This window comes from Atopobium deltae (genome assembly GCF_001552785.1).
In the GTDB taxonomy this organism is placed as follows: domain Bacteria; phylum Actinomycetota; class Coriobacteriia; order Coriobacteriales; family Atopobiaceae; genus Atopobium; species Atopobium deltae.
On sequence record NZ_KQ959516.1, the window covers coordinates 173,997 to 198,121 of the forward strand.

Annotated in this window: 17 protein-coding genes; 3 read left to right on the forward strand and 14 right to left on the reverse strand. The window is 52.4% G+C overall.

What is annotated here, in order from left to right; translation table 11 throughout:
• Nucleotides 1-195: 195 nt before the first annotated feature.
• Complete coding sequence (locus HMPREF3192_RS05960; RefSeq protein ID WP_331696511.1) at nucleotides 196-2,259, reverse strand: heavy metal translocating P-type ATPase; 2,064 nt, start codon at nucleotides 2,257-2,259, stop codon at nucleotides 196-198.
• A 409-nt stretch (nucleotides 2,260-2,668) separates the two neighbouring features.
• Here HMPREF3192_RS05960 and HMPREF3192_RS05965 point away from each other — a divergent pair, with 409 nt between their 5' ends.
• Entirely contained in the window at nucleotides 2,669-5,128 is a 2,460-nt protein-coding gene (locus tag HMPREF3192_RS05965) for a DUF3825 domain-containing protein (protein WP_066306414.1), read from the forward strand.
• A 314-nt stretch (nucleotides 5,129-5,442) separates the two neighbouring features.
• On the opposite strand, the gene HMPREF3192_RS05970 is transcribed toward HMPREF3192_RS05965, so the two are convergent.
• From HMPREF3192_RS05970 to HMPREF3192_RS05980, 3 genes are all read right to left on the reverse strand, one after another.
• Nucleotides 5,443-7,212, reverse strand: a complete 1,770-nt coding sequence (locus HMPREF3192_RS05970; RefSeq protein ID WP_066306416.1) for an immunoglobulin-like domain-containing protein — start codon at nucleotides 7,210-7,212, stop codon at nucleotides 5,443-5,445.
• 174 nt (nucleotides 7,213-7,386) lie between these two features.
• Nucleotides 7,387-7,845, reverse strand: a complete 459-nt coding sequence (locus HMPREF3192_RS05975; protein ID WP_066306418.1) for a low molecular weight protein-tyrosine-phosphatase — start codon at nucleotides 7,843-7,845, stop codon at nucleotides 7,387-7,389.
• 39 nt (nucleotides 7,846-7,884) lie between these two features.
• Complete coding sequence (locus HMPREF3192_RS05980; protein ID WP_066306420.1) at nucleotides 7,885-8,859, reverse strand: undecaprenyl-diphosphate phosphatase; 975 nt, start codon at nucleotides 8,857-8,859, stop codon at nucleotides 7,885-7,887.
• A 170-nt stretch (nucleotides 8,860-9,029) separates the two neighbouring features.
• On the opposite strand from HMPREF3192_RS05980, the gene HMPREF3192_RS05985 reads away from it, so the two are divergent.
• Nucleotides 9,030-9,479: a universal stress protein gene (locus HMPREF3192_RS05985; protein ID WP_066306422.1), complete on the forward strand. Its 450-nt coding sequence runs from the start codon at nucleotides 9,030-9,032 to the stop codon at nucleotides 9,477-9,479.
• A 2-nt stretch (nucleotides 9,480-9,481) separates the two neighbouring features.
• On the opposite strand, the gene HMPREF3192_RS05990 is transcribed toward HMPREF3192_RS05985, so the two are convergent.
• The gene (locus HMPREF3192_RS05990) at nucleotides 9,482-10,630 is read right to left on the reverse strand and encodes a DMT family transporter (RefSeq protein WP_231723380.1); all 1,149 of its coding nucleotides are present in this window, start codon (nucleotides 10,628-10,630) and stop codon (nucleotides 9,482-9,484) included.
• Between the two features lie 148 nt (nucleotides 10,631-10,778).
• Between HMPREF3192_RS05990 and HMPREF3192_RS05995 the strand changes: the two genes are divergently transcribed.
• Nucleotides 10,779-14,252, forward strand: a complete 3,474-nt coding sequence (locus HMPREF3192_RS05995; RefSeq protein ID WP_231723381.1) for an insulinase family protein — start codon at nucleotides 10,779-10,781, stop codon at nucleotides 14,250-14,252.
• Between the two features lies 1 nt (nucleotide 14,253).
• Here HMPREF3192_RS05995 and HMPREF3192_RS06000 read toward each other — a convergent pair whose 3' ends face one another.
• The 9 genes from HMPREF3192_RS06000 to truA form a co-directional block, all read right to left on the reverse strand.
• The gene (locus HMPREF3192_RS06000; protein WP_066306424.1) at nucleotides 14,254-15,045 is read right to left on the reverse strand and encodes a Cof-type HAD-IIB family hydrolase; all 792 of its coding nucleotides are present in this window, start codon (nucleotides 15,043-15,045) and stop codon (nucleotides 14,254-14,256) included.
• A gap of 87 nt (nucleotides 15,046-15,132) precedes the next feature.
• A complete protein-coding gene (locus tag HMPREF3192_RS06005) occupies nucleotides 15,133-15,957 on the reverse strand; it encodes a GNAT family N-acetyltransferase (RefSeq protein WP_066306426.1) in 825 nt (274 codons plus the stop codon).
• 109 nt (nucleotides 15,958-16,066) lie between these two features.
• Nucleotides 16,067-18,262: an FtsX-like permease family protein gene (locus tag HMPREF3192_RS06010; RefSeq protein ID WP_197414583.1), complete on the reverse strand. Its 2,196-nt coding sequence runs from the start codon at nucleotides 18,260-18,262 to the stop codon at nucleotides 16,067-16,069.
• Complete coding sequence (locus HMPREF3192_RS06015) at nucleotides 18,252-19,067, reverse strand: ABC transporter ATP-binding protein (RefSeq protein WP_407921950.1); 816 nt, start codon at nucleotides 19,065-19,067, stop codon at nucleotides 18,252-18,254. Before HMPREF3192_RS06015 ends, HMPREF3192_RS06010 begins: the two co-directional genes overlap by 11 nt.
• Before the next feature lie 182 nt (nucleotides 19,068-19,249).
• On the reverse strand, nucleotides 19,250-20,338 hold the full coding sequence (locus tag HMPREF3192_RS06020) for an ATP-binding protein (protein ID WP_066306432.1): 1,089 nt from the start codon (nucleotides 20,336-20,338) through the stop codon (nucleotides 19,250-19,252).
• 1 nt (nucleotide 20,339) lies between these two features.
• The gene (locus tag HMPREF3192_RS06025) at nucleotides 20,340-21,071 is read right to left on the reverse strand and encodes a response regulator transcription factor (RefSeq protein WP_066306434.1); all 732 of its coding nucleotides are present in this window, start codon (nucleotides 21,069-21,071) and stop codon (nucleotides 20,340-20,342) included.
• Nucleotides 21,072-21,100: 29 nt separating this feature from the next.
• Complete coding sequence (locus tag HMPREF3192_RS06030; RefSeq protein WP_066306439.1) at nucleotides 21,101-22,174, reverse strand: glycosyltransferase family 2 protein; 1,074 nt, start codon at nucleotides 22,172-22,174, stop codon at nucleotides 21,101-21,103.
• Between the two features lie 196 nt (nucleotides 22,175-22,370).
• Entirely contained in the window at nucleotides 22,371-23,183 is an 813-nt protein-coding gene (locus HMPREF3192_RS06035; RefSeq protein WP_066306442.1) for a hypothetical protein, read from the reverse strand.
• 23 nt (nucleotides 23,184-23,206) lie between these two features.
• On the reverse strand, nucleotides 23,207-23,986 hold the full coding sequence (gene truA / locus HMPREF3192_RS06040; protein ID WP_066306662.1) for a tRNA pseudouridine(38-40) synthase TruA: 780 nt from the start codon (nucleotides 23,984-23,986) through the stop codon (nucleotides 23,207-23,209).
• Nucleotides 23,987-24,125 lie beyond the last annotated feature (139 nt).

Sequence of the window (24,125 nt, forward strand, 5' to 3'; positions counted from 1 at the left end):
TCAAACGCTCTCATACATTTCCCCGATTTCACGCACTCGACATTCGTCCAGTTTAAAAACTTTTCGTCCAATTATAACCTAATTTGGACGATTATGTGAAATGTCGTGCGCCGCAAGTAAAACCACCTACGGACGCACGACGATCTTATCGACACACGCACGCTACCCGCGCACGCTGTCACGAGAGCGCACAGCCTACGACACACGCAGGGTACGCGAAGCGTTGAGCACGCACAGCACCATCATCCCAACATCACCAAACACGGCAAGCCAAATGGGCGCAAGACCAAAGGCTGCAAGAAGCAAAATAAGAAGCTTCACCGCAATAGAAGCCACAATGTTTTGGCGTGCAATGAGTCGTGTAAAGCGAGATAAGCGTATAGCCTGTGCAATGCCATCGAGCGAGTCATCCATAAGCACAATGTCGGCGGCTTCAATAGCAGCATCAGAGCCCATACCACCCATGGCAATACCAATATCGGCGCGGGCCAAGACGGGGGCATCGTTAATGCCATCGCCCACGAAGGCAAGCGTCCTGTCTGGTTCCCTCTGCTCAATAAGCGCTTCGATCGCGGCAACTTTTTGATCAGGCAAAAGGTTCGCACGCACTTCATCGATACCCAGCTGATCGGCAACCTGCCAAGCGATCTCGGTCTTATCGCCAGAAAGCATGAGCATTTTTGTAATGCCCAGCTCACGCAGATTCTTCAGACTCGCGGCGGCGTTGGGTTTAATCTCGTCCGAAATAACAATGTGACCAGCATAGACACCATCGACCGCAATGTGAATCATGGTGCCTGTTAGGATGCAGTCATGCCAGGTGGCGCCCACGTGCTCCATCAGAACGCTGTTGCCCACGGCGGCCTGCTGCTCGTTGACCTCGGCGATAATACCTTCGCCCGCATACTCGCGAATGTTCGAAATGTCGCAACTGTCCTTCTCGCCAGGATATGCCTCACGCAAAGCAGCCGCAATGGGATGCGTCGAATGACGCTCGACATGGGCCGTAAGGTGTAAAAGTTTGTCGGAGTTAAACTCGGACGGATGCACCACGCGCACCTTAAAGACACCGCGGGTCAGCGTGCCGGTCTTATCGAACACCAGCATGTTAACCTTGGACAAAGCCTCCAAGTAGTTGGAACCTTTGACAAGCACGCCCTTTTTAGAAGCGGCACCAATGCCACCAAAAAAGGTGAGCGGCACCGAAATAACCAGTGCGCAGGGGCACGAAACGATCAAGAACGTGAGTGCACGAATGAGCCACGGTGCAAAATTTTGCACAAAGTTGCCCGATACCAGTGGCGGCACAAAAGCCACAACGAGCGCGGCGCACACCACGATGGGCGTATAAATGCGCGCAAAGCGCGTGATAAAGCGCTCGCTGGTGGATTTTCCTTTGGAGGCATTCTCGACCAAATCAAGAATGCGCGATGCCGTCGACTCCTTAAAGACTTTAGTCACGCGCACGCGCAACACGGCGTTCAGGTTGACACAGCCCGATAAGACTGTGTCGCCGAGCGTTGCCGCGCGGGGAACCGACTCCCCCGTCAGCGCAACGGTATCGAGGTTCGAGCTTCCTTCGACGATAATACCGTCCAGCGCGATACGCTCACCAGGGCGAACGACCATGATGTCGCCAAGGCGCGCCTCATCAGGTGTGATGGTTACCACGTCGCCGTCGCGTTCGATATGCGCGATGTCGGGGCGGATATCCACGAGCGCCGTCACCGCATTGCGGCTCTTATCTTGTGCGGCGGCCTCAAAAATTTCTCCCACTTGGAAGAAGAGCATGACAAAGACGGCCTCGGCAAACTCGGGCTCGCCTCCTGGGATGAATCCTATGCACAACGCTCCGATGGTCGCGATGGACATAAGCAGATCCTCGTCAAAGGGATGCCCCTCTTGTATGGAATTAACTGCCGAGAAGAGCACGTCGTAACCTGCTACCAAATACGAGGGCAAATACAGAAAAAAGATCATGCCCATAGGAAGGGTCACAACATGCGAGATGATAAGTGCCCCCACAAGCAACAGTCCCGCTGCCAGCATGCGGGGAACTTTGCTTTGGTCTGCTGCGCGGGTGTGGGCGTGGGTGTGATCGGCCGCGTGCGCCGTCGCAGCAGCGGCGTCGGTTGCATTTCCACATGCGCAGCTGCAGGTGCAGGTAGCCATATGTTCAGAACTATGGTCAGGAGTGTGATCACAAGCAGCACCAACAGTGCGGTCAAGCGTGTTATCACCAGCGCAAGAGCATGTCATAAACTCTCCATCCTCTATTTGTTAGATACATTATATATGAATACTTGCTCATATATTCATTTATTATACTATAGCAATTTCATTTGTGTGTCAAAAACAAATTCTCCTTAATTGTTTGGTCCTGCCCCTCTTGAAGTCACCGACGCACGGTTTGCTTGATCTTCTCGACTGAGCGATCTTCTCGGTGTGTGTGGACTGGCGGACGTGAGCTGTGGGCGTGTGCTCGAGATGTATAGATTTTGTTTAATGCATCGTATCGTATTTGCACCAAAAAAAAGCCCCAGAGCGGCGAATTTTAGAAAAAATTCTGTTAGTGGTGTCATTAGTGGCGTCGTTTGGCAAGTTTGGGCCGCACAAAAACAATTTTCCTTTAAGCTATAAGGGTATAAATATTCGTGAGAGGTGTCACATGCCTTTAGTTTCTCAAAATCATGCACTGTACCTGTACCAGCTCATCCAACGCACCATCGGAGAAGGTTGCCAGGTTTCGCTTGCCAACATAGAGGCGGTACTTGCTGAGGATAATCTTGCCGCCGCCGATTTTGACTGCGACGACGTCTTAAGCCTTATGCAGGCAGTTCCCGCTTTTATCAAGGTCACCACCTTCAAAAAGGGTCGCGTGTTTGTCACGCTCATGCCCTACCCCGAATTTGATCAGGCGCTCGAGGCACTCAATCAAGATTCGCCTGCAGAGAAGGGCGCCGATAAACTCAAGCCTTGGCGTCGTAAGCGCCGCACAAAGCTTTTGCGCCCACAAAAGCCAAAGCAGAAGAAGCCTGAGGCTGCACCCGAGGTTGCTGTTGAGGTCGCTGACGAGGCTGCCGAAGAGAAGATTGTCGAAGGGCAAGCAGCGCCAGAGGACGAGAAGATCGCTGCCGAAGTCGAACAGGTGACGACAGAGGACAAACAGGCCGCGACACCCGATGAGCAGGTTGTCTCCGCTGAGGGTGTACAGACTGTACCTGCCGAGGAGCAGAATCTCGAAGCGGCTGAACCCGAGCAAGTCGCTGTTGACATCGAGTACAAAATCGACGTAGCCGAAGTCGAGCAAATTTCAGCTAAACCCGAGCAAGAGTCCATCCCCACGACAGCACAAGAAGATCCCGCTGCCTCTGAGGAAGAAAGTGTGATCGCTGCACCAACGCGTGGTATAGATGAGCTCAAACGAGCAATTCAACAGCAAGCCGACTCCAGAATCAACGGAGACTCAGACATAAGCTCCAACCACAAGACCGAGCCTGCAGAAGCATCAGCAAAAGACGCCGCTGAGAAAAAAGACTCTGCCGCAGCAAAAAGGCGTCGAGAGAAAAAGTCGCAGGAGCCCACCTCGCAAGAAACAACAGCACATAAGCATAACTCACAAGAATCAAGCTCCCGAGATTCGGCACAAAGAACGAGGTCAAACACATTGCAACGCACGCGCCAAGCGTATAGAATGGAGCCGCCTGGTCCCGTACGCCATAATCGTCGACCTTCTCGACCGGAGGCGTATATTCCTATTGCGTTGCAATCGAATTTGCCTCAAACGTTTCAGGATGACATTTACTGCCCCACGAACATCTTGAACGAGCTCTACAATCTTGCCCCCGAAAACACCAACGTGATGGAGCTTCTGACCCACTCGTGGCAGCTTGCCCGTTCTGGAGGAAACCTGAGCGGCACTCGAAACAAGGTGAATTTCCCTCTTGCGCTGGAATATGGCTGCGACCGCAAACATGCGCCGAGCATTGTGGCTGTCATCCAAAAGACACTGCCCATTACCAAGCAAAAGCCGTGGATTATCAGCAAGCTTATCGTACAGAAGACGGCGAGCGCGACGAATGCCACAACCGCAGCAAATAAAAGACGGAGTCCGCAGGCTGTCCTTAATGAACCCCTTTTCTGTGCTTCCGATCAACTTGTTGAGCAAAACGATATTGAGCATCCTTTTAATGGCGCACTGCAAGCATTAACGCAATTTGCACTACTTGGTAGCTGGCATACCATCGCTTCAGAGCTGAACGATATTTACGGAGGTCAAGGAGGCAGTCCGAATGGTTCCCAAAATGTGACACGCAGCTGGATCGCTCAAAATGCCTGCAACTATCTCGCAAGCATTTTTTATCGTGCCTACACGACCTCGCCCGAATCACTCGTACAGACCTCTACAAAAGCGTTGTTGCACACCAACCTGTATACACTCTTTGGCGAGGCCATTTATATGTGCTTCAACCATCTTGAAGAGCCAGAAGACCCTACAGCTGAGGGCGCAACAGCTGCAAATGCCGCTTCAGATACCGCTTCAGAAGAAGCCAATCAACCTGCCGCAAACGAAGACGTTCTCGATGCTTGCATCGTGAGAAACAAGCCCCCAAGGGCCGAAACTTCATCATGGTCCTTTGCAGAATTTTCTACGAGTGACGGCAACTTCGTGACACAAGCCATGGAGGACGCTAGCGCTCCCGCGCTCAGCTTGCCAAAACCTGTTTCGTTTACTTTCAGCCCACAGGCGCTGTATTTTGACGCAAACGCCGAGCTCGCTATCGATACACACCAGCTTCGGACCATGCTTCCCGCCGAAATCCAGCAAAACGTTTCGCAAGATGATTTTCTTGACGCCTGCCAACAGGCATTTGCGCAAGCTCAAAAGAACTATCGGAATATCGCACAAGGCTATAGCTCAGCACTCAATGAGAGCGTTCCCATCGTTGAGCTTGCTGTGCCGACCGCAACGCCCTACGCTTTGGTGATCAATTATGCAGATGCGAACTATCAGCTCGTCAATGTGGTAGAACGCTCTGTCGCACAGCAAAGTGCGTTTACCTTAAGTCCAACGCCTGCTTCATGGCTTGCCGAGAAGCCCGTCGTAACTGAAATTCATGCCTCATAGGGATCTCATTGATACCGTAAAGATGAGCGGGATCGAAATTTTCGGTCCCGCTCTACTTTCACTCTATAATGCGTTTATAAACACGCGGCATTGCATCTAGAACGGCCATAAAAAATATCCTAAAAGGCATAGTAAAAGCGTATGAGAATTACGCCAACGGTATATTTTTTACCGTTGGCGTAAGCTGGTATTATAAGCTGTATTTTACTGAATTCAATATGATTTCAAGCTGTAAAAAGCTATCCCGCTCTTCCTAACAAAGTCGCGGGATAGCTCTATGCCTCTATACCAGCAGATATGCAAGTGTTTGCATGCTACTGTTGCTTTTTACGCCCAAAAGCATAACCAGCGGCACTGACGCCGACAGCGCTGACGCCAGCTAACGTAAGTACTGAAGCCTGCAGCACGAGTGAAGCATCGCCCGTCTTAGGAAGTTTCTTTGCAAGCTGCTTGCTCGGCTTTGTGGGCTTTGCAGGAACTGGCTGAGGTGTCGGTTGGGCCGCGGGATTTGGTGCGGGTGGCGCTGGGGGCGTAGGTGGCACAGCTTTTTTCTTAACCGTAACCGTTGCTTTAGCCGTAGCGCGAGCGCCAGCGCTGTCAGTCAGTGTGTAGGTAATTTCGTAGGCGCCAGGTTTGGTTGTGTCGAAGTTGCCCTTCTCGATAACTACCTGATCATGCAGGTTGTCACCGTCTTCGGCGTCGGAAGCCTTGGTAATAAGGCTCTTTAGGTCAAGGGTGTCACCCTGTACGATGGTCGCGTTTTTAACTTCGAGCACAGGAGGCATGGTCCATTGGCCGTAGACCTCAAACTTCGGGTGCGTCACGACGCTGTCCTTAGTAAAGGCCGTGCCTGTGCCGTCGGGCTTCAGATTCCAGCCGACGCAGACCTTGCCATCGGAAGCTGCGGGCACTGTGGGCAATTCTTTTTGTAAGCACGTTGTCGCAGCTCCTTCGCCTACGCAATTGTTGGCTAGGGATTTTTTGTAGTAGATGGGCAGCGTGGCAACTTTTTTACGTGGATTGTCTGGGTGGTTCAAAATAAAGGTGACCTGTGGAATGCGTGCATCAAGGGTCATCACAAAGCAACTGGTACTCTTAAATTTCTCGAAGGTGTTGATGTGATCAACTTCATCTTTCCACCGGCGCAAGTACCCGTAGTTATGGTAGGGCGTGATGCGCGTATACGTTTTGCCTTTGTAAGTAAAGGTTGCACGCAGAGGCACGTAACCTTCGTCACACAGACCCAAAAACTCCTGAGGGGTTGGTGTTGTGGGATTGCTATCAGCAGAAATCTGCGTGATCACATAGTCCTTCCCCGCTTTGTATTTTGGATTCAAGCCAGTAGCCTTATCGCCATTCATCACAAAGATGTCTTTGGCGACCTCTTTGTTTTTGGCCCAAATGATGTTCACGATGTCCATATGAAAGCGAAGAGCGCAGTAGGGCTTGGTGGTCGTACCGTCATAGATGGCCTCAAGACCCTCGCCATCCATATCCTTCTTTCCGTTAATCATCAAAAAGTCCTCGGTCTTCTCGCCATAGCCAGAGCCAATGTTGCTCAGCCATGCATAATAGCCAGCGGGCAAGGTCGAGGTATCGATCTTGATACGGTATTTTTTATTCTTTTTGAGACCAAGAATGAATTTGGAGCCGCTTTCTCTAAAGTTGATGCCGTGGACATTGCCAGTGCCAAACTTTATCGAGGGGTTATAGATGCCCTTGTCGGTCTTAATCAGGTTTCCCTGCTCGTCATAGATGTGAAACGCGATGTTTTTCCACACCTCAGCAACGGGTTTACTCCAAATCGAACCCAGTACATGCGCAGTTCTGTTCACGCTAATCGTATCGAGGGGACTACGAAAAATATCTTCTTTACCGCCGTCGAGCTCCCGAAGAAACATCTCTGGCAGGATATCGAGGACAAATTCGTCATCGGGAATGTCAACGTGGTCGGGCACCTGCGGATCGTCGGCGCGCGCCTGCGATAAGGGCAGCGCAAGGCAAACCAACACCACGACAAACGTTGCCGCTATAAAAAGGGCAAACTTCTTGTAAGCATTTTTCATCTGCGAATCATCTCCCATGTCGGATCCAATAAGCCCATGCTTACAAAAAGATTACCCTCCCCAGCTCATTTGAAGAAGAGGGGGTATCAAAAAAATCCATATAATAGGTCAATGGCCCAAAAATAGGCGCAAATGGTCGAGAAAGCGGGTTGATCGCGGCTGGGACTAAGCCTCGAGGAGCCTACAGTTCGCCTACAGCTCGCGTGTGACGTGATCGAAAAGACCGGTGCATCCCGCAAGTACATCATCAAAGGTAGCGTCAAAATTCCCCGTGTACCACGGGTCAGCAATGTCACGCTGTTTTCCTGCCCAATCTAAAAGAAGCGACAGTTTGTGCTCGGAGTCACCGCCCACCATGCTGCGCATATTGCGCATGTTGTACGAGTCCATACCCACGAGATAATCGAAATTTGCATAGTCCGCTGCAATAAGATGCCGTGCGCGGTGATCACCACACCAAATATGGTGGCGCTGCAAAACTTTTCTGGTGCGTCTGTCGATGGGACTACCAATTTCGTCGTAGGACGTCGCTGCTGAATCAATGCCAAAAGCATCCGCCAAGGCCGCGCGATCGACTAAATCTTGCATGACATACTGCGCCATGGTCGAACGACAAATATTTCCGTGGCAGACAAACAAAATTTTTATCATGAGAAACTCCTCGTTAAAGGGGTTGTCAATACGTCGGGCTTATCGGCAGATCATGAAGTAGGCAATCACGATCAAGCCGAGCACGATGCGGTAAATGCCAAAGAATTGGAAATCGTGTTGTTTGACGAAGCGCATCAAGAAGCGCACGGTCAGTAGCGAAACGACAAATGCCACTACGCAGCCAACGCCCAAAATGGCAAGCTGGTCGACGCTGAACATGTTACCCTTGAGGGAGAACTTGACCAGGCGCAAAAAACTTGCACCAAACATAACGGGAACCGCCAAGAAAAACGTAAATTCCGCAGCTACAGCGCGTGAGCAGCCCAAAAGCAAGCCGCCGATAATGGTCGAGCCCGAACGCGACGTTCCAGGGATTATTGACAAGACCTGAAAGATGCCAATGCCGAGCGCGGTTTTCCAACTCATGGCAAAAACGTCGGTCGTTTGAGCGTTATCCACCTGAGACAAGGTCTGCGGCTGCAATGCCTGAGCGGCGTTGGGTGAAAAGTGTTTGCCCTTGTAGCCCACCGTGTTGCCAACGCCAACGCGCCCAAAAGCGCCCGTCATAGCACCAGATGCAGCACGCGCTTGACGGGTCTTCTCGATAACAATAAACGCAATACCATAGACGATAAGGGCGGCGGCAATCACAAAAGGACTTCCGAGGTGCTCCTCCATCCAGTCATCCAGAGGGATGCCGATAATCGCAGCAGGAATGCAGGCAACCACGATTTGTGCCCAAAGACGCCAAGTTGATTTTTGCTCGACCGTCGTTTTGTGGCCCGACCAGGGGTTGAGCTTATCAAAAAACAAAAAGACAACCGCAAGGATTGCTCCGAGTTGGATGACGACCAAAAACATATCCCAAAAATCAGTGCTTACCTGCAGTCTTACAAACTGATGTAGTAGCAGCATGTGCCCCGTCGAAGAGATGGGAAGCCATTCGCTAATGCCTTCCACGATGCCATAGATAAAGGCTTTTAGCAGTTCGATTAGTAAAACAACAATGTCCACGTGCTCACTCCTCAGGCCAACTCCTTGAAGCTTTAATGGTACCCCTGCGATAAAACTTCTGGCGCCTCATTCGTACCGTTCAAAGAAAAAAGCATCCAGACATAAAGCGAATGGGTATTATATCTGTAACAAAAGCTCGGCACACGAGCTCGGTAAGCAAGGAGGCTACCATGGCAGAGTACGAGAACACAGGCTATCAAAAGGTCTTCGTAGCACTTGATGGAACCGAGGAGCAAGACACCGTGCTCGATCGCGCGATTGCTGTAGCAAGAAGTATTGGTGCCAAGCTGTATATTGGGCACGTCCTTGACTCTACCGCGCTGGAAACCGCAGGTACCTACCCTATTGACCTCATACCAAAATTAGAGAAGCTCTTCCGCGAATCCATTAGCGACGCCGTTGAACAGGCACAAGCCGACCCCGACATTCCCGAAGTGCAGGTCATGGTCAAGTATGGTCGTATCCGCGAAACGCTCAAAGAGGAATTTTTGGACATCATCGAGCCAGACGTCGTCATTTGTGGAGCGCGAGGTCTTTCACCCATTAAGTATGCGCTACTGGGTTCTATCTCGATGTTTTTGCTCCGCGCAGCCGAGTGCGACATTTTGGTTGTTAAATAGCGCTACGCCGTCAGATACACCATCACAATAATCATGATGAACCCAGCGATATCCGTTGGCAAAAAGCTTGTGCCCAACAAGAGCACCGAACTTATCATCGCGACCAGCGGCTCGGACGTAGTCAACATGCTCGAGCGCACGGACCCAACTTCTGACAGACCTTGCAAAAACAGGGCGTAGGCGCCGTAGGTTCCAATAACAACCGAAAAGACAAGCATGGTCATGCCAAAGGTGTCGAGCATGGGCATGTAGTTCCACGGCTGCACGTACAAAGCGAGCAGTCCTCCCGAGAAGAGCATCGCGTAGCCATTGACAACAAAGCTCCCCCATTTGTTGAGCAACTTTATGGGCAAAATGGAGAGAAGCGCTGCCGAAATAGCGCAGGACGCTCCCCAGAACAAGCCCCAGGCAGGAATTTGCAAACGAGAGGGATCGCCTGCCGTTGCCAGCAAATACGTACCTGTTATAGCAAGCACGATGCCAATAAGTTCGCGCCTGCGAGGGCGACGACGATTATGAATACACACATAAAAGAGGACAACCACAATACTGAGCGTTTGCAACACGGTAGCCGTGGCTGCATTGGTGTAACTAATTGTCATAACGTACGAAACGTTCGAGAACAAAATGGCCGTGAGTGAAATCCACACGAGGCTCACCACATCGGCCCGCTCTTTAAGAATGCCAAACATCTTATCGCGATGCAGACCCCAGGCCGTCGCAAGAAACAGCACGCCCGCGCCAAGCTCGCGCATGCAGACAAGCCAAAGCTCGGGGACGTGATAGGTATCAAGCAAGATTTTGACGAAGGTGCCATTTAAGCCCCAACACGCGCCGCCAATCAGCGAGATGATAATCCCGTGCATAAGCCGAGAAGATACCTCTTGTGAGCTGGGCGCTTTGACTTTTTTTCTCCTGAAAGTTTTGAGCAAAAGGCGCTTTTTTGCGCCGCTATCGTTGTGCGACTCGGCGACTTGCGCGGCACCGTCGTTTTCCTGCTCGGCGGGCTTATCGGCGGGCTGCGGCTCGGCGGGCTTATCGGCGGCGACGTTCTCCTGCTCGATGGCGTTATTTTGCTCAACTGTATATTGCTTGACTACCTCGGGATTGTTGGCCGATACGTCATTGGTATACAACTTCGTTTTACTCACGTCATCTCCAAAACATCTCGCACATACAACAAAGCTCACAAAACGCACTCACAAAACGCTGTTAGCATCTTACTCGTATGTAAAATGGGTACATAAAGCTCATTCATGGAGCCACTGTACAGCATACCTGTACGCCGTGGTAATTGCTATGCTTTATCATGATTTTATCCCTACGAGAGATTGCAAGGGCAAGTTGCGACACCTGCTTACCAAGAAACTTATCAAGAATACCGACGAGGATTATATGAACACCAACGCAAAAACCGAAGCCCGCGCCGTTGCACACGGCGCCGCACGTGCGGCAACCACCACAACACCAGCGAATGTTGACTACACAACACAGTTTCCCCAGCTCAAGGAGGGTTGCTGCATCTCGAACTTTAGCCTCAAACGCTTCGAACCCGTAAGCGAAATTAATGGCGCCGCGTACCTCATGCAGCACCAGCCCACAGGCGCACGCTTGGTATGGTTTGCCTGCCCCGAAAACAACAAAGCCTTCTCGATAGCATTTAAAACACCACCCGTAAACGACACGGGCGTATTTCATGTGCTCGAGCATTCCGTGCTGTGCGGCTCGCAAAAATTCCCTGTAAAAGAGCCGTTTACGCATCTGCTCAAGACCTCCATGCAAACATTTTTGAATGCAATGACCTTCCCCGATAAGACCATGTATCCCGTTGCCTCGACCAACGAACAAGACTTGCTCAATCTCATGGACGTGTATATCGACGCGGTGCTCCACCCCGCCATTTATCACAAGCCGCACATCCTTGAGCAGGAGGGCTGGCATTACGAACTGGATGAGAAGGGCGGCGAGCCCGCAAGCATGACCTCAATTGAGGACAGCGGAGACGCACCTGCCGCCCCCGCGCAAACCCTCAGCTACAACGGCGTTGTCTTTAGCGAGATGAAAGGTGTGCTTTCGGATCCTGACAGCGTTTTGCTCCAGGAAGTTACCCGCCAACTCTTCCCCGATACGGCCTATCGCTTTGAATCGGGCGGCAATCCCTTGGCCATTCCGCAACTTTCCTACGATGAGTTTATCGACACCCACGCGCGCCATTATCGACTGGACAACAGCTACACCATTCTGTACGGCAACATGCATATCGAGTCGATACTCGCCTTTTTGGACGAGCGCTTCTGCGCGCAAGAAAATCGCGACGCTGGTCGACCCAACACGCTGGGCATCCAAGCGCCTGTGTCGGTGCGCCATGCTACAACGACCATGCAAACGACGCATGATAATGCCTGTTCAGCGCTCAGTTTTGCGATCGGCAGCTCGAAGGATCGCACGCGGGTACTCGCGGTCGATATTTTGCTCGACGCCCTTTTTGGCTCCAACGAGGCACCCCTCAAAAAAGCCCTTCTCGACGAGAAGATCGCCGATGATGTCTGCGCTTACCTCATGGATGGCATCGCGCAACCGTATATTTTGCTTGAGCTCAAGGGCGCCAAACCCGATACGCTCGAGCATTTTTACGAGCTTGTGCAAAGCTTGTGCCACCACATTGCACGCGAGGGCATCGACCGCAACTTGCTGGAAGCGTCGCTCGCGCAAGCAGAATTTAATCTGCGCGAAAATGAGTGGGGCTCCTACCCCGATGGCATTGCGCTTTCCATGCAAGCCATGAACAGCTGGCTATACGACGACGATGATCCCACCAGTTACATTCACTATGAGGAAGCGCTGCGGGAGTTGCACCAGGCATTCGACACGGATTGGTACGAGCGCCTACTCGAAGAAATTATCTGCAACAATACGCACTTTGCCTGCGTCGAGCTTGTGCCCTCCGCCGAGGGTGATGCACAAAAGCAAGCCTGTCATCTTGCAGCGCTTGCTGCTTCGATGAGCCCCGAGGATCTGTCAGATATCAAACAAAAAACCGAGCACCTGCGCAAGCTGCAAGAAATGCCCGACGCGCCCGAAGATGTCGCAAAACTCCCGAAGCTTTCGCTAGCAGACCTCGACGAGCCTCCCGCCGAAGTCGCGATGCAGCTGTGCGAACAGTACACCGCTCGCTACGGCGTGCCCAGCTACCTGCACGATTTTGCAACACACTACATCAACTATGTGTATTACTACTTCGACTTGGCCCACCTGCACTTTGAGGACATGCCCTACGTCACCATCCTGAGCGATGTGCTGGGCAAACTCGCGACCACGCACTACTCCGCCGCCGAACTCGATACCTTGATTGAGTCTCAGCTCGGCAGCCTCAGCTTTTTTGTCGAGAATACCGCGAATGCGCATGACCCCAACAAACTGCAGGTCAAACTCGTGGTTGCCGTCAGTTCACTGACCGACAAGCTGTCTCAAACGAGCGCGATTCCTGCGCACATCTGGTCCAGCACGAACTTTAACGATAGGGCCCGGATCTTGCAGACGCTCACGCAGCGCCGCATCGCCATGGAGCAGGGCTTTATGGGCGCGGGTCACGCATATGCTATGAGCCGCCTGTACTCGTACTTCTCGAAAAACGCGCTGTTATCGCAGCAGATCAATGGCATTGATTACTATTTCTTCCTCTGTGATTTGATCGAACATTTTGACGAGAAGTTCGACGAGCTGCGCGCAAAACTTGCCGAGCTGTGCCGCAGCATTTTTGTGAAGCCAGGCGTGGGTGCGAGCGCGGGTGCTCCTGCGGCATCAAGCACGGCGCCAGGCGCGGCATCAAACGCTGCATCACATCTCGAGTTGAGTTTTACGGGCTCGAAAGACGAGCTCGAGAGCTGGTGGCAGCACGCCGCAGAACTCGACTTTTTTGCTGGCGCCGCAAACGCGAGCGAAGCCAACGCCGCAGCCAACGCGACTGCCACAACCAACACCTCGGACAAAGCGGGCGAAGTGGCCAACAGCCTCGCAGAACAACACCTCATCATTCCCGAGCCACAGATCAAAAATGAAGCCTTTGGCGTTCCAGGTAATGTTGTCTTTGTTGCCAAAGGTGCGATACTGCCCAACGCCGCATCGGAAGCCAAATCTGCCGATCCAGCAGGCCCCGCCAACTCTGCCGACGCAGACGACCCCAAAGACGGCGTTTGGCAGGTCATTAACCGTGCTATTTCTCTCGATTATCTCTGGAAAGAAGTCCGTGTTGCAGGCGGCGCCTATGGCTGTGGCTTTAGCACCGCAACGGATGGCTTCGCGCGATTCTTCTCGTATCGCGATCCCCACATTGACGAAACCCTCCAGCGCTTCGAAAACACGGCTGGCTGGCTCGCCAACTGGCAGCCTTCCGAAGATGAGTTGTGTGGCTACATTGTATCGACCGTGGCATCCTATGATGCTCCCGAGAAACCCCGTGCCACCGCACGCGCTCAAGACCTGCTGCGCCTAAGCGGACAGGATCCCGACATTCGCCTGCGGCGTCGCGCGGAGGCGCTGGCAACCACCGTCGAGCAGATTCATGCACGCGCGCAAAAACTCGCGCAGCTGCATAACAAACATGCAATATGCGTTTTTGGTAGTAAGGATATTATTGAGGCTTCCAACGCCGAGCTCACTCGCATCCCTTTGATGCGCGATGCCAACGACACCACCAATAACGAAGCAGTTCCCGACGACGCTACGGCTGCCGAGAAGATCGACGAGGCCGCAACACGCCCCACAAACGCCTAGCCTAATCAATCAACCCTAGGCGCACGCAAGCATTGTAAATGCCATGGTTATCGACATCTTCGGTAACCATGGTTGCTTGTTCTTTGACCTTCTCGTCAGCATTGCCCATCGCAATAGAGGTGCCTACCAGCGAAAACATGCCAAGATCGTTGCCACCATCTCCAAAGGCAAGAGCTTCGTCAGCTGTGATGCCCAAATGCTCCATGGTCTTGATAACGGCTGGAGCTTTGCCACCCTGTTGCGGAAAGACGTCGGCAAAAAGGTCTGTCCATCTGGCGGTGGCCAGGCAATGGGTGCGACTCAGCAGATCATCGTCCCTGCTGGGCTCTTGATACACGTTAAACTGATAAATCTCTTGATTGAGCGCCTGTGTGATGTCCTCGCAGGTATAGGTCATGCCGATCATGGATTCCAGCTTTTTGACACGCTCGTTGCGTGCAGAAATGTAAAACTTGTCTTTTTGCATACACAGAGTCGGGATGCCGTTGGTCAGCCCATAGTTCACAATCGCTTCCACGTCGGTCTTATCGATAGGCACATTATGGTAAACGCCATGTTGAGAAAAGCAATACTGGCCGTTAAGGGTGATGTAGGTGTCAAACGGCTCTTGATCTATGCCGCTCAGCTGGTAAATAGGACGCCCCGTTGCCAAAATGGGAATGATGCCCGCGGCGTGTAATTTGCGCACAGCCTCGCGCGTGGAAGCTGGCTCTTGGTGCTCTTTAAACGAAAATAGTGTTCCATCAACATCAAAAAATACTGCTTTTACCTGCGTCGCTTTTATCTGCGTCATGTGCTAAAAAACCTCATCCTGTCGTAGCGGTGTGGTGTATACGGGTGGCATACGCGGCGGTGCAGCCGGATGTGAGTGCGCGTTGCACTAGCGTAACATGGCATACTGCGCAACGGACTCAAAGCCGATGCGCTCATAAATGTGGCCTGCGGTTGGGTTATCGTAAAACAGGGTCAAGAACTGCTTACCTGCTGCCAACTCATCCTGGCACAACTGCGCCACCACGGCCGTCGCAAGGCCAAAGTTGCGGCGATCCTTGTGCGTACATACGCCGACAATCATAGCCGATTTGGAATTATTGGCGCTGGTAGAAGCCACGCTTACGAGCTTATCTTTATAAAAAACACCATAACTCACGCAGCCGTGCGCGGCATCGGCACGCTTTTGCTTTTTGGCAAGTTCGATCGAATGGCCGTCGCGATACAGCTCATGATACTCATCGGTGGATGCCAAAAGCGCAAAGTACTCGTCGTAATCATCTTCCCCCAAACGGCGAATGACCGAGCCTTCGGGCGCAGGAGCGACCTGATCGCTTTTCAGTTTGTCTAAACGCGCCAAGTGAGAAGAAATGAGTGACAGATTATCAAAATAAGGGGCAAGCGCAGCAATAATATCATGCGGTCCATTAATGCTACCGTAGTATAGCTGGCTTGCCTCCTCCTTAATAAGCGTTACCATGCTCAACACATCAAAGTGATCGTGTTGGCTGTAGCAGACAAAGTTAGTGTAAAACTTCACCACAATGCTATCCCAGCTGCCATCATCGTTAACAAGCGCAAATACACAGACAGGATCCGTCAGACCAAATTGCTCAATATCCCCCAAAATAAAGGTGGTCACCTCGGGTTCCTTCGAGATATAGTCCAACACACGTGCACGATCAGCTTCTGTGAGGCGGCGAGAAATACTCATGTGGCAACTCCTGATAAGTGGCAGCTCCTGAAAAAAGCTCATAACACCTGATTAACAAGGTCTTCATTTTAATTCTACTATGAGCCACCACAAAAAACTATGCGCTGCACTATTCGCGACGGAAATTATCGGTCTGCGCCTCGATAAGCCGAAGCGACACGGCGTAGGTGACAAACAAGTAGCCTCCGTACACGCTCACAAAAATGATGAAGCTTAGCGTCGTGTTGATAATATCGAAGCCCCCAAAAATCCGCAGGATATCGCTAATCACCATCAGCGCACAGATCGAATGCGCCAGCCCTACCAGCAGCGGAAGCATAAACGAAGCAAAAGTTTGGAAGAGCAGCGAGCGTTTGCGCGCTTCTTGGGAGCTTCCCAAATCTGACAGCATACGATAGCGCCCAGCAGCGGCTGAAGCAGACGAGAGCCGTTGAATAGCCATGATAGCAGCACAGGCAATGACCAGCACAAATCCGATGTACAACGCAAGGTAGGTGATCATGCCTCGCGTATCGAGCCCCTGGCTTTTCATCATGGCACGCGTAAGAAGCATGGGATACACCTCTTTGTGAGCGACGTTCGGGTCGCTGGCGCGCTCACCAAACACGGCTTGTTTAAAACTTTGCGAATCGTCACACAGCCTGCCGAGAAAGTCTTCGGCATGCTTCACGTCGGTGCCCTGCGCATAGTTGATGTTTACCAGCAGCTGATGGACGGGATAGTTGGCGATGACATCGTCGGCAACCACGATGGTTCCTGTATTTGAGGCGAAAAAATTGTTTGAAATACCGGCGGTCTTATCGCCAATAAATCCTTGTGTAGCGGGTTTATACGTTTTGCCATTAAGCGTGATGGTGTGGCCACGTTCGACAGCGGCTTTGTAAATGTCCGTAACGAGCATCATATTAGCCGTCAGAAGGTACTCGTCGTGGGCAAGCGAGACGGGAGTGGCTCCCGCAAATTCGCGTAGCTTGTTATAGGTCGAAAGCGCCATGAAGTCGAGACTTTGGGTAGTGACGTTGGCGTGTTCAAAGCCAGCGGGAAGCTTCTTGTGAGCGGTAGCTGCAAAAGCACCCAGCGATGCTGTTTTAGCGACCTCGGAGCGGTCGAGTGCTTGCGTCCCCGATTGCGCGCTCCCCGATTGCGCGAGCGCCTGCGGGTCCGTCTGCGGTGCAGCTGGTCGACACAAGCGCACGATCACGGCCTTGCCGATGGACGAAACGTCAAAGCCCGCTTGCTTAAACGCCTGCATGCTCGCTGGAAGTGTATGATGCTTGATGCCCGTACGACTCATAAACATACTAATCGTGGCATCAAAGGGCAGTGCCTGCTTCTCGGACGATTTGAGCGCACTGACCAAACCAGAACCCGTGGTGACACAGGTAATCGCAAAAAACAAAATAAGCGAAATGAAGCCCATAGAGACACAGTTGGTGTTGATCTGGTTGGACATTTCGCGCACGGTAAAACTATGCAGACCGCTGTTATAAAAGCGTTTCGAGCGTTGTGCAACAGCCAGCAAAAATCCCGCAAGACCATAAAAGAGCACAAACGTGCCCACAAACACCATCGCCGTGGTAATGCCAAAATCTGCCAAGGTGGTGCCCGTGGCGCTCGCTCCTGGAAAACCCTGCGTAATCAGCCGATAGTACGCGCCGCCGATTAGCGCCGCGCCTACCACAAAGAGCAAGCTCGAAAAAACAAGCCCTTTTACCTTGATCTTCTCGGATTGGTGCGCAGCACTCATACTATCAACCAGCTTGACCTGGTGCAGCGAGCGCATGTTGAAGCAAGACATGACCACAAAGGTCACCACAAAGCAGGCGCAGGTGGTGATAAACGCTTCTGACGAGAAGAAAAAGCGAAACTCAGTGATGGTTTTCTCAAAAATATGGGCCGTCACAAACACGAGGACCTGCGAAATTGCTGCTCCCAACACAAAGCCGATGGCTAAGGCCGCGAGGGCCACGAAGAGGGTTTCGAGCATGATGACGTACACGACCTGCAAGCGACGCATACCAAATACCTGGTAAAGTGCCAGTTCGCGCTTGCGATAGCGCATCAAAAAGTTGTTGGCATAGACCATCAAAAAGCCTGTGATCAGCGCCAGAAAAACGGTGAGCGCCGTAATATACATGCCGATATTTTTCACGAGCTCTTGCGTGGATTCCCGCAAAAACTTTGCCTGTACCCCGATGGTGTTAAAGGCGTAAAACACTGCCACGCTTAAGGAAAGCGTCAAAAAATAGACGATGTACTCGCGTGCACTGCGATGCACATTGCGAAAGGCGAGCTTAGTAAGCATCGACATCACCAGCCATGGTGGCAATCACAGCAATAATACGATCGAAGAATTCACGGCGGGTGGCGTCTCCGCGTACGAGCTCCGAAAAGAGCTTGCCGTCGCGAATAAACAAGACGCGCTGGCACCAACTTGCAGCATATTCGTCGTGGGTAACCATCAATACGGTCGCCTGGTATTCTTGATTGAGCTTGGTAAGGCTTTCGAGCAAAATGCGGGTGTTTTTGACGTCGAGCGCGCCCGTTGGCTCGTCCGCCAAAATGAGGGCGGGATTGCTTACCATGGCGCGCGCAGCAGCAACACGCTGACGCTGGCCACCGCTCATGTGGTGCGGGAATTTATCGAGCACTTCCAGCACGCCGAGCGTCGTGGCCACTTCAACTACACGCTGCGAGATTTCGCGGGGATTGACGCGCGCGATTGCAAGCGGAAGGGTAATATTTTCTCGCGCGGTTAAGGTGTCGATAAGATTGGCATCTTGGAAGATAAACCCAAGACGACGGCTACGGAATTCTGCAAGCTTTTTGTTGGAAAGCTCGGCCATGTTTTGTCCAGCAATGTACACCTCGCCAGCGGTTGGCTCATCAATGGTGGCGATGCACTGCAACAAGGTGGATTTACCACTACCCGAGGAGCCCATGATGGCGACAAATTCGCCGTTTTCGACAGTGAAGCTGACTCCCGCCAGCGCTCGCACATAAAGCGAGCTGGTGCCGTAGACTTTTTCGAGATGCGATACGCGAAGCGCAGTGTCTGGCTGCGTTACGCTTTGTTGCATTGCAGGTTTTTCGTGACGAGGCTTGAGCATAGTGATTCCTTTCAGGGTGCTTTTCAGCGTAAAAGCTTTTGCGTAAAAGCTTTTACGCAAAAGCCGTTTGAATGTCGACACCTCTATTATTCAAACTATGCCACAGCACTGCCATCGAATGTACTTACCTGCAGCTTTCATTTTTGTAAGGTTTGTTGGTACGTGAAGCAGCACTTCCCTGCCTAGCCCCACTTTTGCATGAACGGAAAGGTAATCGTCAGTTGCGTCCACGCACCTTTTTGACTGTCGATCGCAACCGAAAGCCCCATCTTGTGGCACAGCTCCTGCACCAAATACAAGCCGATTCCTGTACTTTTTTGTTGCATACGACCATTGTCGCCCGTAAAACCCCACTCAAAAACACGGCCCACATCTGCCTGCGAAATGCCGCAGCCGTTGTCCCATATGCTCAGCGCAATTCGTTCGTGCGCACTGCCCTTCTCGATAAGCTCTGCCGAGAAGACCAACACAGGGTCGGAGCTGCGGTAACGTACGGCATTATCAATCAGCTGCCCCAACACGAAGATCATCCACTTAGTATCGGTGTATACCACCACATCGCGCTGCTCATCGCTTAGGAGCTCCACGCGAAAACCCGCGCCAATCAGCGCCTGAGCACGAGACTTAACCGCATCGACAACAAGCGTGGAAAGCGACACCTTGCGAATGACATAATCTTTTTCGAGCGAGGTGCTTCTCGCCAAAAATAAGGCCTGCTCAACAAATTTTTCGGTCTTCGCCAACTCGGCACGGAGCTGCGAAGACGCTGCACTAGGATTGTTTTGCACCAACAGGTGCGCCGCCGCCAACGGCGTTTTGATCTCGTGTACCCACAGTTCAATATACTCGCGATACTGCTGCATATCCCGATGGCTGTCAGCGGCATAACGCTGAGCCGTACCAGCGATTTTCTCGCAAAAATCGTAAGCGAGTTTGCCCTCCCAATATACGGGTTTTTCCAGCTGATGCATCCAGGTCGAAATCCCATAGAGCGACGTTGTTTTGTGCAACGATTCACCTGCGATGGTGCTTGTCTCGTTGGTCTTCTCGATAGCGTGCTGAAGCTCCATCAGACTTCGCAGATAAGAGCGACGTTGTGCATAGCCCCACAGACCTGCGAGCAACAAGCAACCCAGCGATAGCAACGCACACAGGATTGCAAAATCGACGCTGAAACCCGACAGATAGATGAGCGTCGCTGGTAGAAACGCTGCCAAACAGCAGCAAATGATTTGCACAACATGCGATTGTATGTAGCGCCAGGCGAGCATCTTAGGCCTGCTTCGTGGAGCTTGTGGACGCGGTGGGCGCGGGCTTCATGGCATACCCCATGCCGCGATGCGTGACGATACATCCGCCAGCACCGAGCTTCGACAGGGTGTGACGAAGGCGATTCATGTTGACGGTCAGCGTATTATCGTCGATAAACTCGTTGGAGTCCCAGAGCGCTTCCATAATTTCTTCTCGCGAGACCACTGCCCCACGACGGTTCATCAACAACTCCAAGATGCGCAACTCGTTTTTTGTGAGCTCCACGGATTTCGTTTGCGCGGCATCCAACGAATCATCTTTATAAACGCAGCAGCGCAGCACATCGCAGGAAAGTCCCGCCCAGCTAATGATGCGACTCATCTCGTGTGCAGGTTTGCTACGACGAAGCACAGCATCGATACGTGCTAGCAAAATCTGGCCATTATAGGGCTTGGCGAGAAAATCGTCTGCCCCCAAATTCATGCTCATAAGCTCATCGAGTTCGTTGTCGCGACTGGTGAGGACGATAACGGGAATCGTCGTTTGCTGACGAATTTCGTGCAGCGCGAACTGCCCGTCGACACCAGGCAGCCCCAAATCCAGAAGCAAAATATCGGGTTGTGCGCTCATGACCTGCTGTGCGATCTTCTCAAACGAAGTGGGAATCTCAACGCTGTGACCCGCATTGCGCAAAAGGCAACAGAGCTGATCACACATGGTGTTATCATCTTCAACGACAAAAAGATGTGCCATAGCTACACGACTCCAGCAATCTCATAGCTCTAGCGACGTGACTTGAGTTGACAAAACAGCTTCGTGTTACGCCGCTTAACAAACGAAATCACGCTACCCTCGAGGTAGACAAGCCAAGTGCGCCGAGCTCGAATGGGGGCGATAAGCGCCTTCATATGTGACGAACGAGGTTGCGCAATCTCGGCAGCTTTTTGCGCTGTTGGCGTGCTGATCATCATGTGAATCGCCTGCAACTTTTGCGCGCGCGACAGAGTGCACAAAGGATTACATACGTTTTCGATGCAGCCAACCAGGCGCTCAATGTAGCGGCGGTAAATCATTTCCCGATGCTCGCTTGTATCGAGAAGACCCCAGTGCTCGTACAAATCGCACATCCAGCCATGCTCTTCCTCGCGCTTCTCGTACATGTCGGGGCGCCAGCGGGAGGTCTCGGATTCCGAACGCGAACGAATGAAGTGATAGTAGGCCTTATCGCTGACCACGACGCGCTCGACGTCACGAATGAAGTCGAGCACAAAAGGAAAATCATCCCAAAACGTAGGCCTAAAACGCAGAGACAGCTCTTCTATGCGCGAGCGCAAAAAGAGCTTATTCCAGGGTGTATACAAGAGATTCTCGTCAAACAATTTGTAGGCGGCTTGCCTAAAAGCTGCCGCGTTGGTGTAGTTTGCGGATGGCTGATGCTTGAGCTCGCTGATGTGCTCGTTACTATTTTTTGCGTAGTAGGTGTCGATGTAAAAGCCCGTCACGACGAGTTGCGCTGCGTGCTCGCTTGCATGCGAAACCATATCCTGCAACATGTTCTGCTCGGCCCAGTCGTCGGCATCCATAAAGTAGACGTAGGTGCCGCGGGCGTGGTCCAGCGCCAAATTGCGTGCAGCAGGAGCACCCGCGTTGGAAGTGTGGAAGACATCAATGCGAATATCTTTTTTGGCAAAACGGTCACAAATGTCGCCCGAACGGTCCGTCGAGCCATCATCAACAATGAGCAGCTCAAAGTCGCGAAACGTTTGATTCTGCAAGCTCTCGATAGCACGACCAACGTACGTATCGACGTTATAGACTGGCATAATGACTGAAACTTGGGGATTATTGCGAGCCATTAAACCTCCAGCTAATCCAACATAATCCAGCGTAACCCAGTGCAACCCAGTTTAACCAAGTAGCTTTATAGGCTATGTTGTTTATTTTACCCGCATCTGTGGGATATCACGAGAAACCAACAGAATGAGGGCATCGACATGTCGAGAAGGCCGTCACGCCGAGAAGCCTCCGCGGATGGTCGCGCGTACTACGAGCTCACTGCTCCACAAGCGTTCCGACGAGAAGACCGAGCTTCTCGTTATCGACCACTACCTGGTTGTTATCGGTGTCTTGACCTGCGTCGCCTGCCGCGGCTGCACTCGCGGCGCCACCCGCAGCGGCGTTCGCAACAAGCGGTGCCTCAACCTTTTTGGTGTTTTTTCGACCAATCGAGCGCGCAGTATCAAAGAAGTCGAGCAACTCAGGGGCCGACATGTCGCTGTGCAAGGTCTTGAGCAATTCGGGCGCTTGCTTTAAGAGCTCCGACGCACCCATACGGGACGTAGCCAAAAAGCGCTCCCACCCTTGGGAGTCGACCACCATAACGTGCGAGATCTGAAGCCCCAACGTCGAGGCCACCGCATCAATGCTGCCCTTTGACTCGTGCTGCGCAAAAAATTCCTGCAAGCCGACGGGCTTCTCGCCAGACGCAACGCGTATATGCACGGGCAGATTCACGAAGTGCGAGCGCTTGGCTGTCGTATCCATGCAAATGAGCTTCGCTTCCTGCAGCGCCTTGGTATTATCGTCAGCGTGAATGAAGACCAGCGTGGTGATGACAGCATGGCCCGAAAGCTTGGTGTGCGCAGTAGGCGTCGTGGTGGTTTTTTGCGCCTTGATTGATTGCGTGAGCTGCGTGTCACCCAATTTGGAGTTCGTCTGCGCAAAATGCCACATAACAAGAAGGCCGCCGACCAGCGCTACCGCCAACACTGCTAGGACGATAAGGGCATTGCGCGTGCTGTGCTTTGTCTTCAAAGCCACGTCGCTGCGCTGATAACGAATGCGTTTTGTCGTGCATTTTGCCATGCCGATCACTACTCCTTAGATCACTACTTCCAGAGTTCCAGCGCGCCTTGCGGATACGCCACCTGCGCAAACACTAGACCCTTCGCGGGAGCGCACTGCCCAGCAGTACGCCTATCTTTTGCAGCGAGCACCTCGGCCACCCACGATTCTTCTCGGCGACCGCAGCCAACCTCTACGAGCGTCCCCACAATCGTGCGCACCATTGAATGCAAAAACGCATTGCCGCAAATGTCGACCGCAATGAGCGACTCTCCAGCTTCCTCGATGCGCGAAACCTGCAGGCAATAAATGCAACGATTCGTCGATTTGCCCACCGCCGACGCGGCCTTGCAAAAGCTTTTAAAGTCATGCTCCCCCACCAGGGCTTGGGCAACCCGATTCATAGCGTCTACCTGCGGGTTTGCGCGAAGCCACCAGGCATGATCATACGCGAGTACGGGGCGTGTCCAGCCATCAGCAATGCGATAGCGATACGTACGCGATTGTGCATCAAAGCGTGCCGAGAAGCCCGGCGCTGCTCGATATATTGCCGAAATCGAAATATCGTCGCTCACCAGTGCACTGAGAGCGCGCTTGATCGTAGCACCGCCCAGCGCCAGCTCCGAGGCGTAGACAGGAAGGCTAATATGCTGTGCGAGGGCATGAACCCCTGCATCGGTGCGCCCAGCACAGACAATCTCTACGGGTCGATGCAAATAAATTTGCAAGGCGCGGATCAGTTCGGCGGCGACCGTACGAACACCATCCGTCTGCGCGGCAAAGCCAGAAAAATTAGCCCCACGGTACCCGAGCTTAATCACCATGGTAGCGGCAATGGGGTCGGACAGACCAGCCGCAACTTCCGCCGCCGCAACTTCCGCCGATCTTCTCGGCTCAACAATATTGTTCGTATCGATACTCAAACTTTCACCTATCGTGCGAGGCTGACGCGGACTTTCTACA

Excerpts from the sequence above, each read along its gene's own strand:
- HMPREF3192_RS05960 (WP_331696511.1), bottom strand. The coding sequence starts at position 2,259 with ATGACATGCTCTTGCGCTGGTGATAACACGCTTGACCGCACTGTTGGT.
- HMPREF3192_RS05965 (WP_066306414.1), top strand. The coding sequence starts at position 2,669 with ATGCCTTTAGTTTCTCAAAATCATGCACTGTACCTGTACCAGCTCATC.
- HMPREF3192_RS05970 (WP_066306416.1), bottom strand. The coding sequence starts at position 7,212 with ATGGGAGATGATTCGCAGATGAAAAATGCTTACAAGAAGTTTGCCCTT.
- HMPREF3192_RS05975 (WP_066306418.1), bottom strand. The coding sequence starts at position 7,845 with ATGATAAAAATTTTGTTTGTCTGCCACGGAAATATTTGTCGTTCGACC.
- HMPREF3192_RS05985 (WP_066306422.1), top strand. The coding sequence starts at position 9,030 with ATGGCAGAGTACGAGAACACAGGCTATCAAAAGGTCTTCGTAGCACTT.
- HMPREF3192_RS05995 (WP_231723381.1), top strand. The coding sequence starts at position 10,779 with ATGCTTTATCATGATTTTATCCCTACGAGAGATTGCAAGGGCAAGTTG.
- HMPREF3192_RS06000 (WP_066306424.1), bottom strand. The coding sequence starts at position 15,045 with ATGACGCAGATAAAAGCGACGCAGGTAAAAGCAGTATTTTTTGATGTT.
- HMPREF3192_RS06005 (WP_066306426.1), bottom strand. The coding sequence starts at position 15,957 with ATGAGTATTTCTCGCCGCCTCACAGAAGCTGATCGTGCACGTGTGTTG.
- HMPREF3192_RS06010 (WP_197414583.1), bottom strand. The coding sequence starts at position 18,262 with ATGCTTACTAAGCTCGCCTTTCGCAATGTGCATCGCAGTGCACGCGAG.
- HMPREF3192_RS06015 (WP_407921950.1), bottom strand. The coding sequence starts at position 19,067 with ATGCTCAAGCCTCGTCACGAAAAACCTGCAATGCAACAAAGCGTAACG.
- HMPREF3192_RS06020 (WP_066306432.1), bottom strand. The coding sequence starts at position 20,338 with ATGCTCGCCTGGCGCTACATACAATCGCATGTTGTGCAAATCATTTGC.
- HMPREF3192_RS06025 (WP_066306434.1), bottom strand. The coding sequence starts at position 21,071 with ATGGCACATCTTTTTGTCGTTGAAGATGATAACACCATGTGTGATCAG.
- HMPREF3192_RS06030 (WP_066306439.1), bottom strand. The coding sequence starts at position 22,174 with ATGGCTCGCAATAATCCCCAAGTTTCAGTCATTATGCCAGTCTATAAC.
- HMPREF3192_RS06035 (WP_066306442.1), bottom strand. The coding sequence starts at position 23,183 with ATGGCAAAATGCACGACAAAACGCATTCGTTATCAGCGCAGCGACGTG.
- truA (WP_066306662.1), bottom strand. The coding sequence starts at position 23,986 with ATGGTGATTAAGCTCGGGTACCGTGGGGCTAATTTTTCTGGCTTTGCC.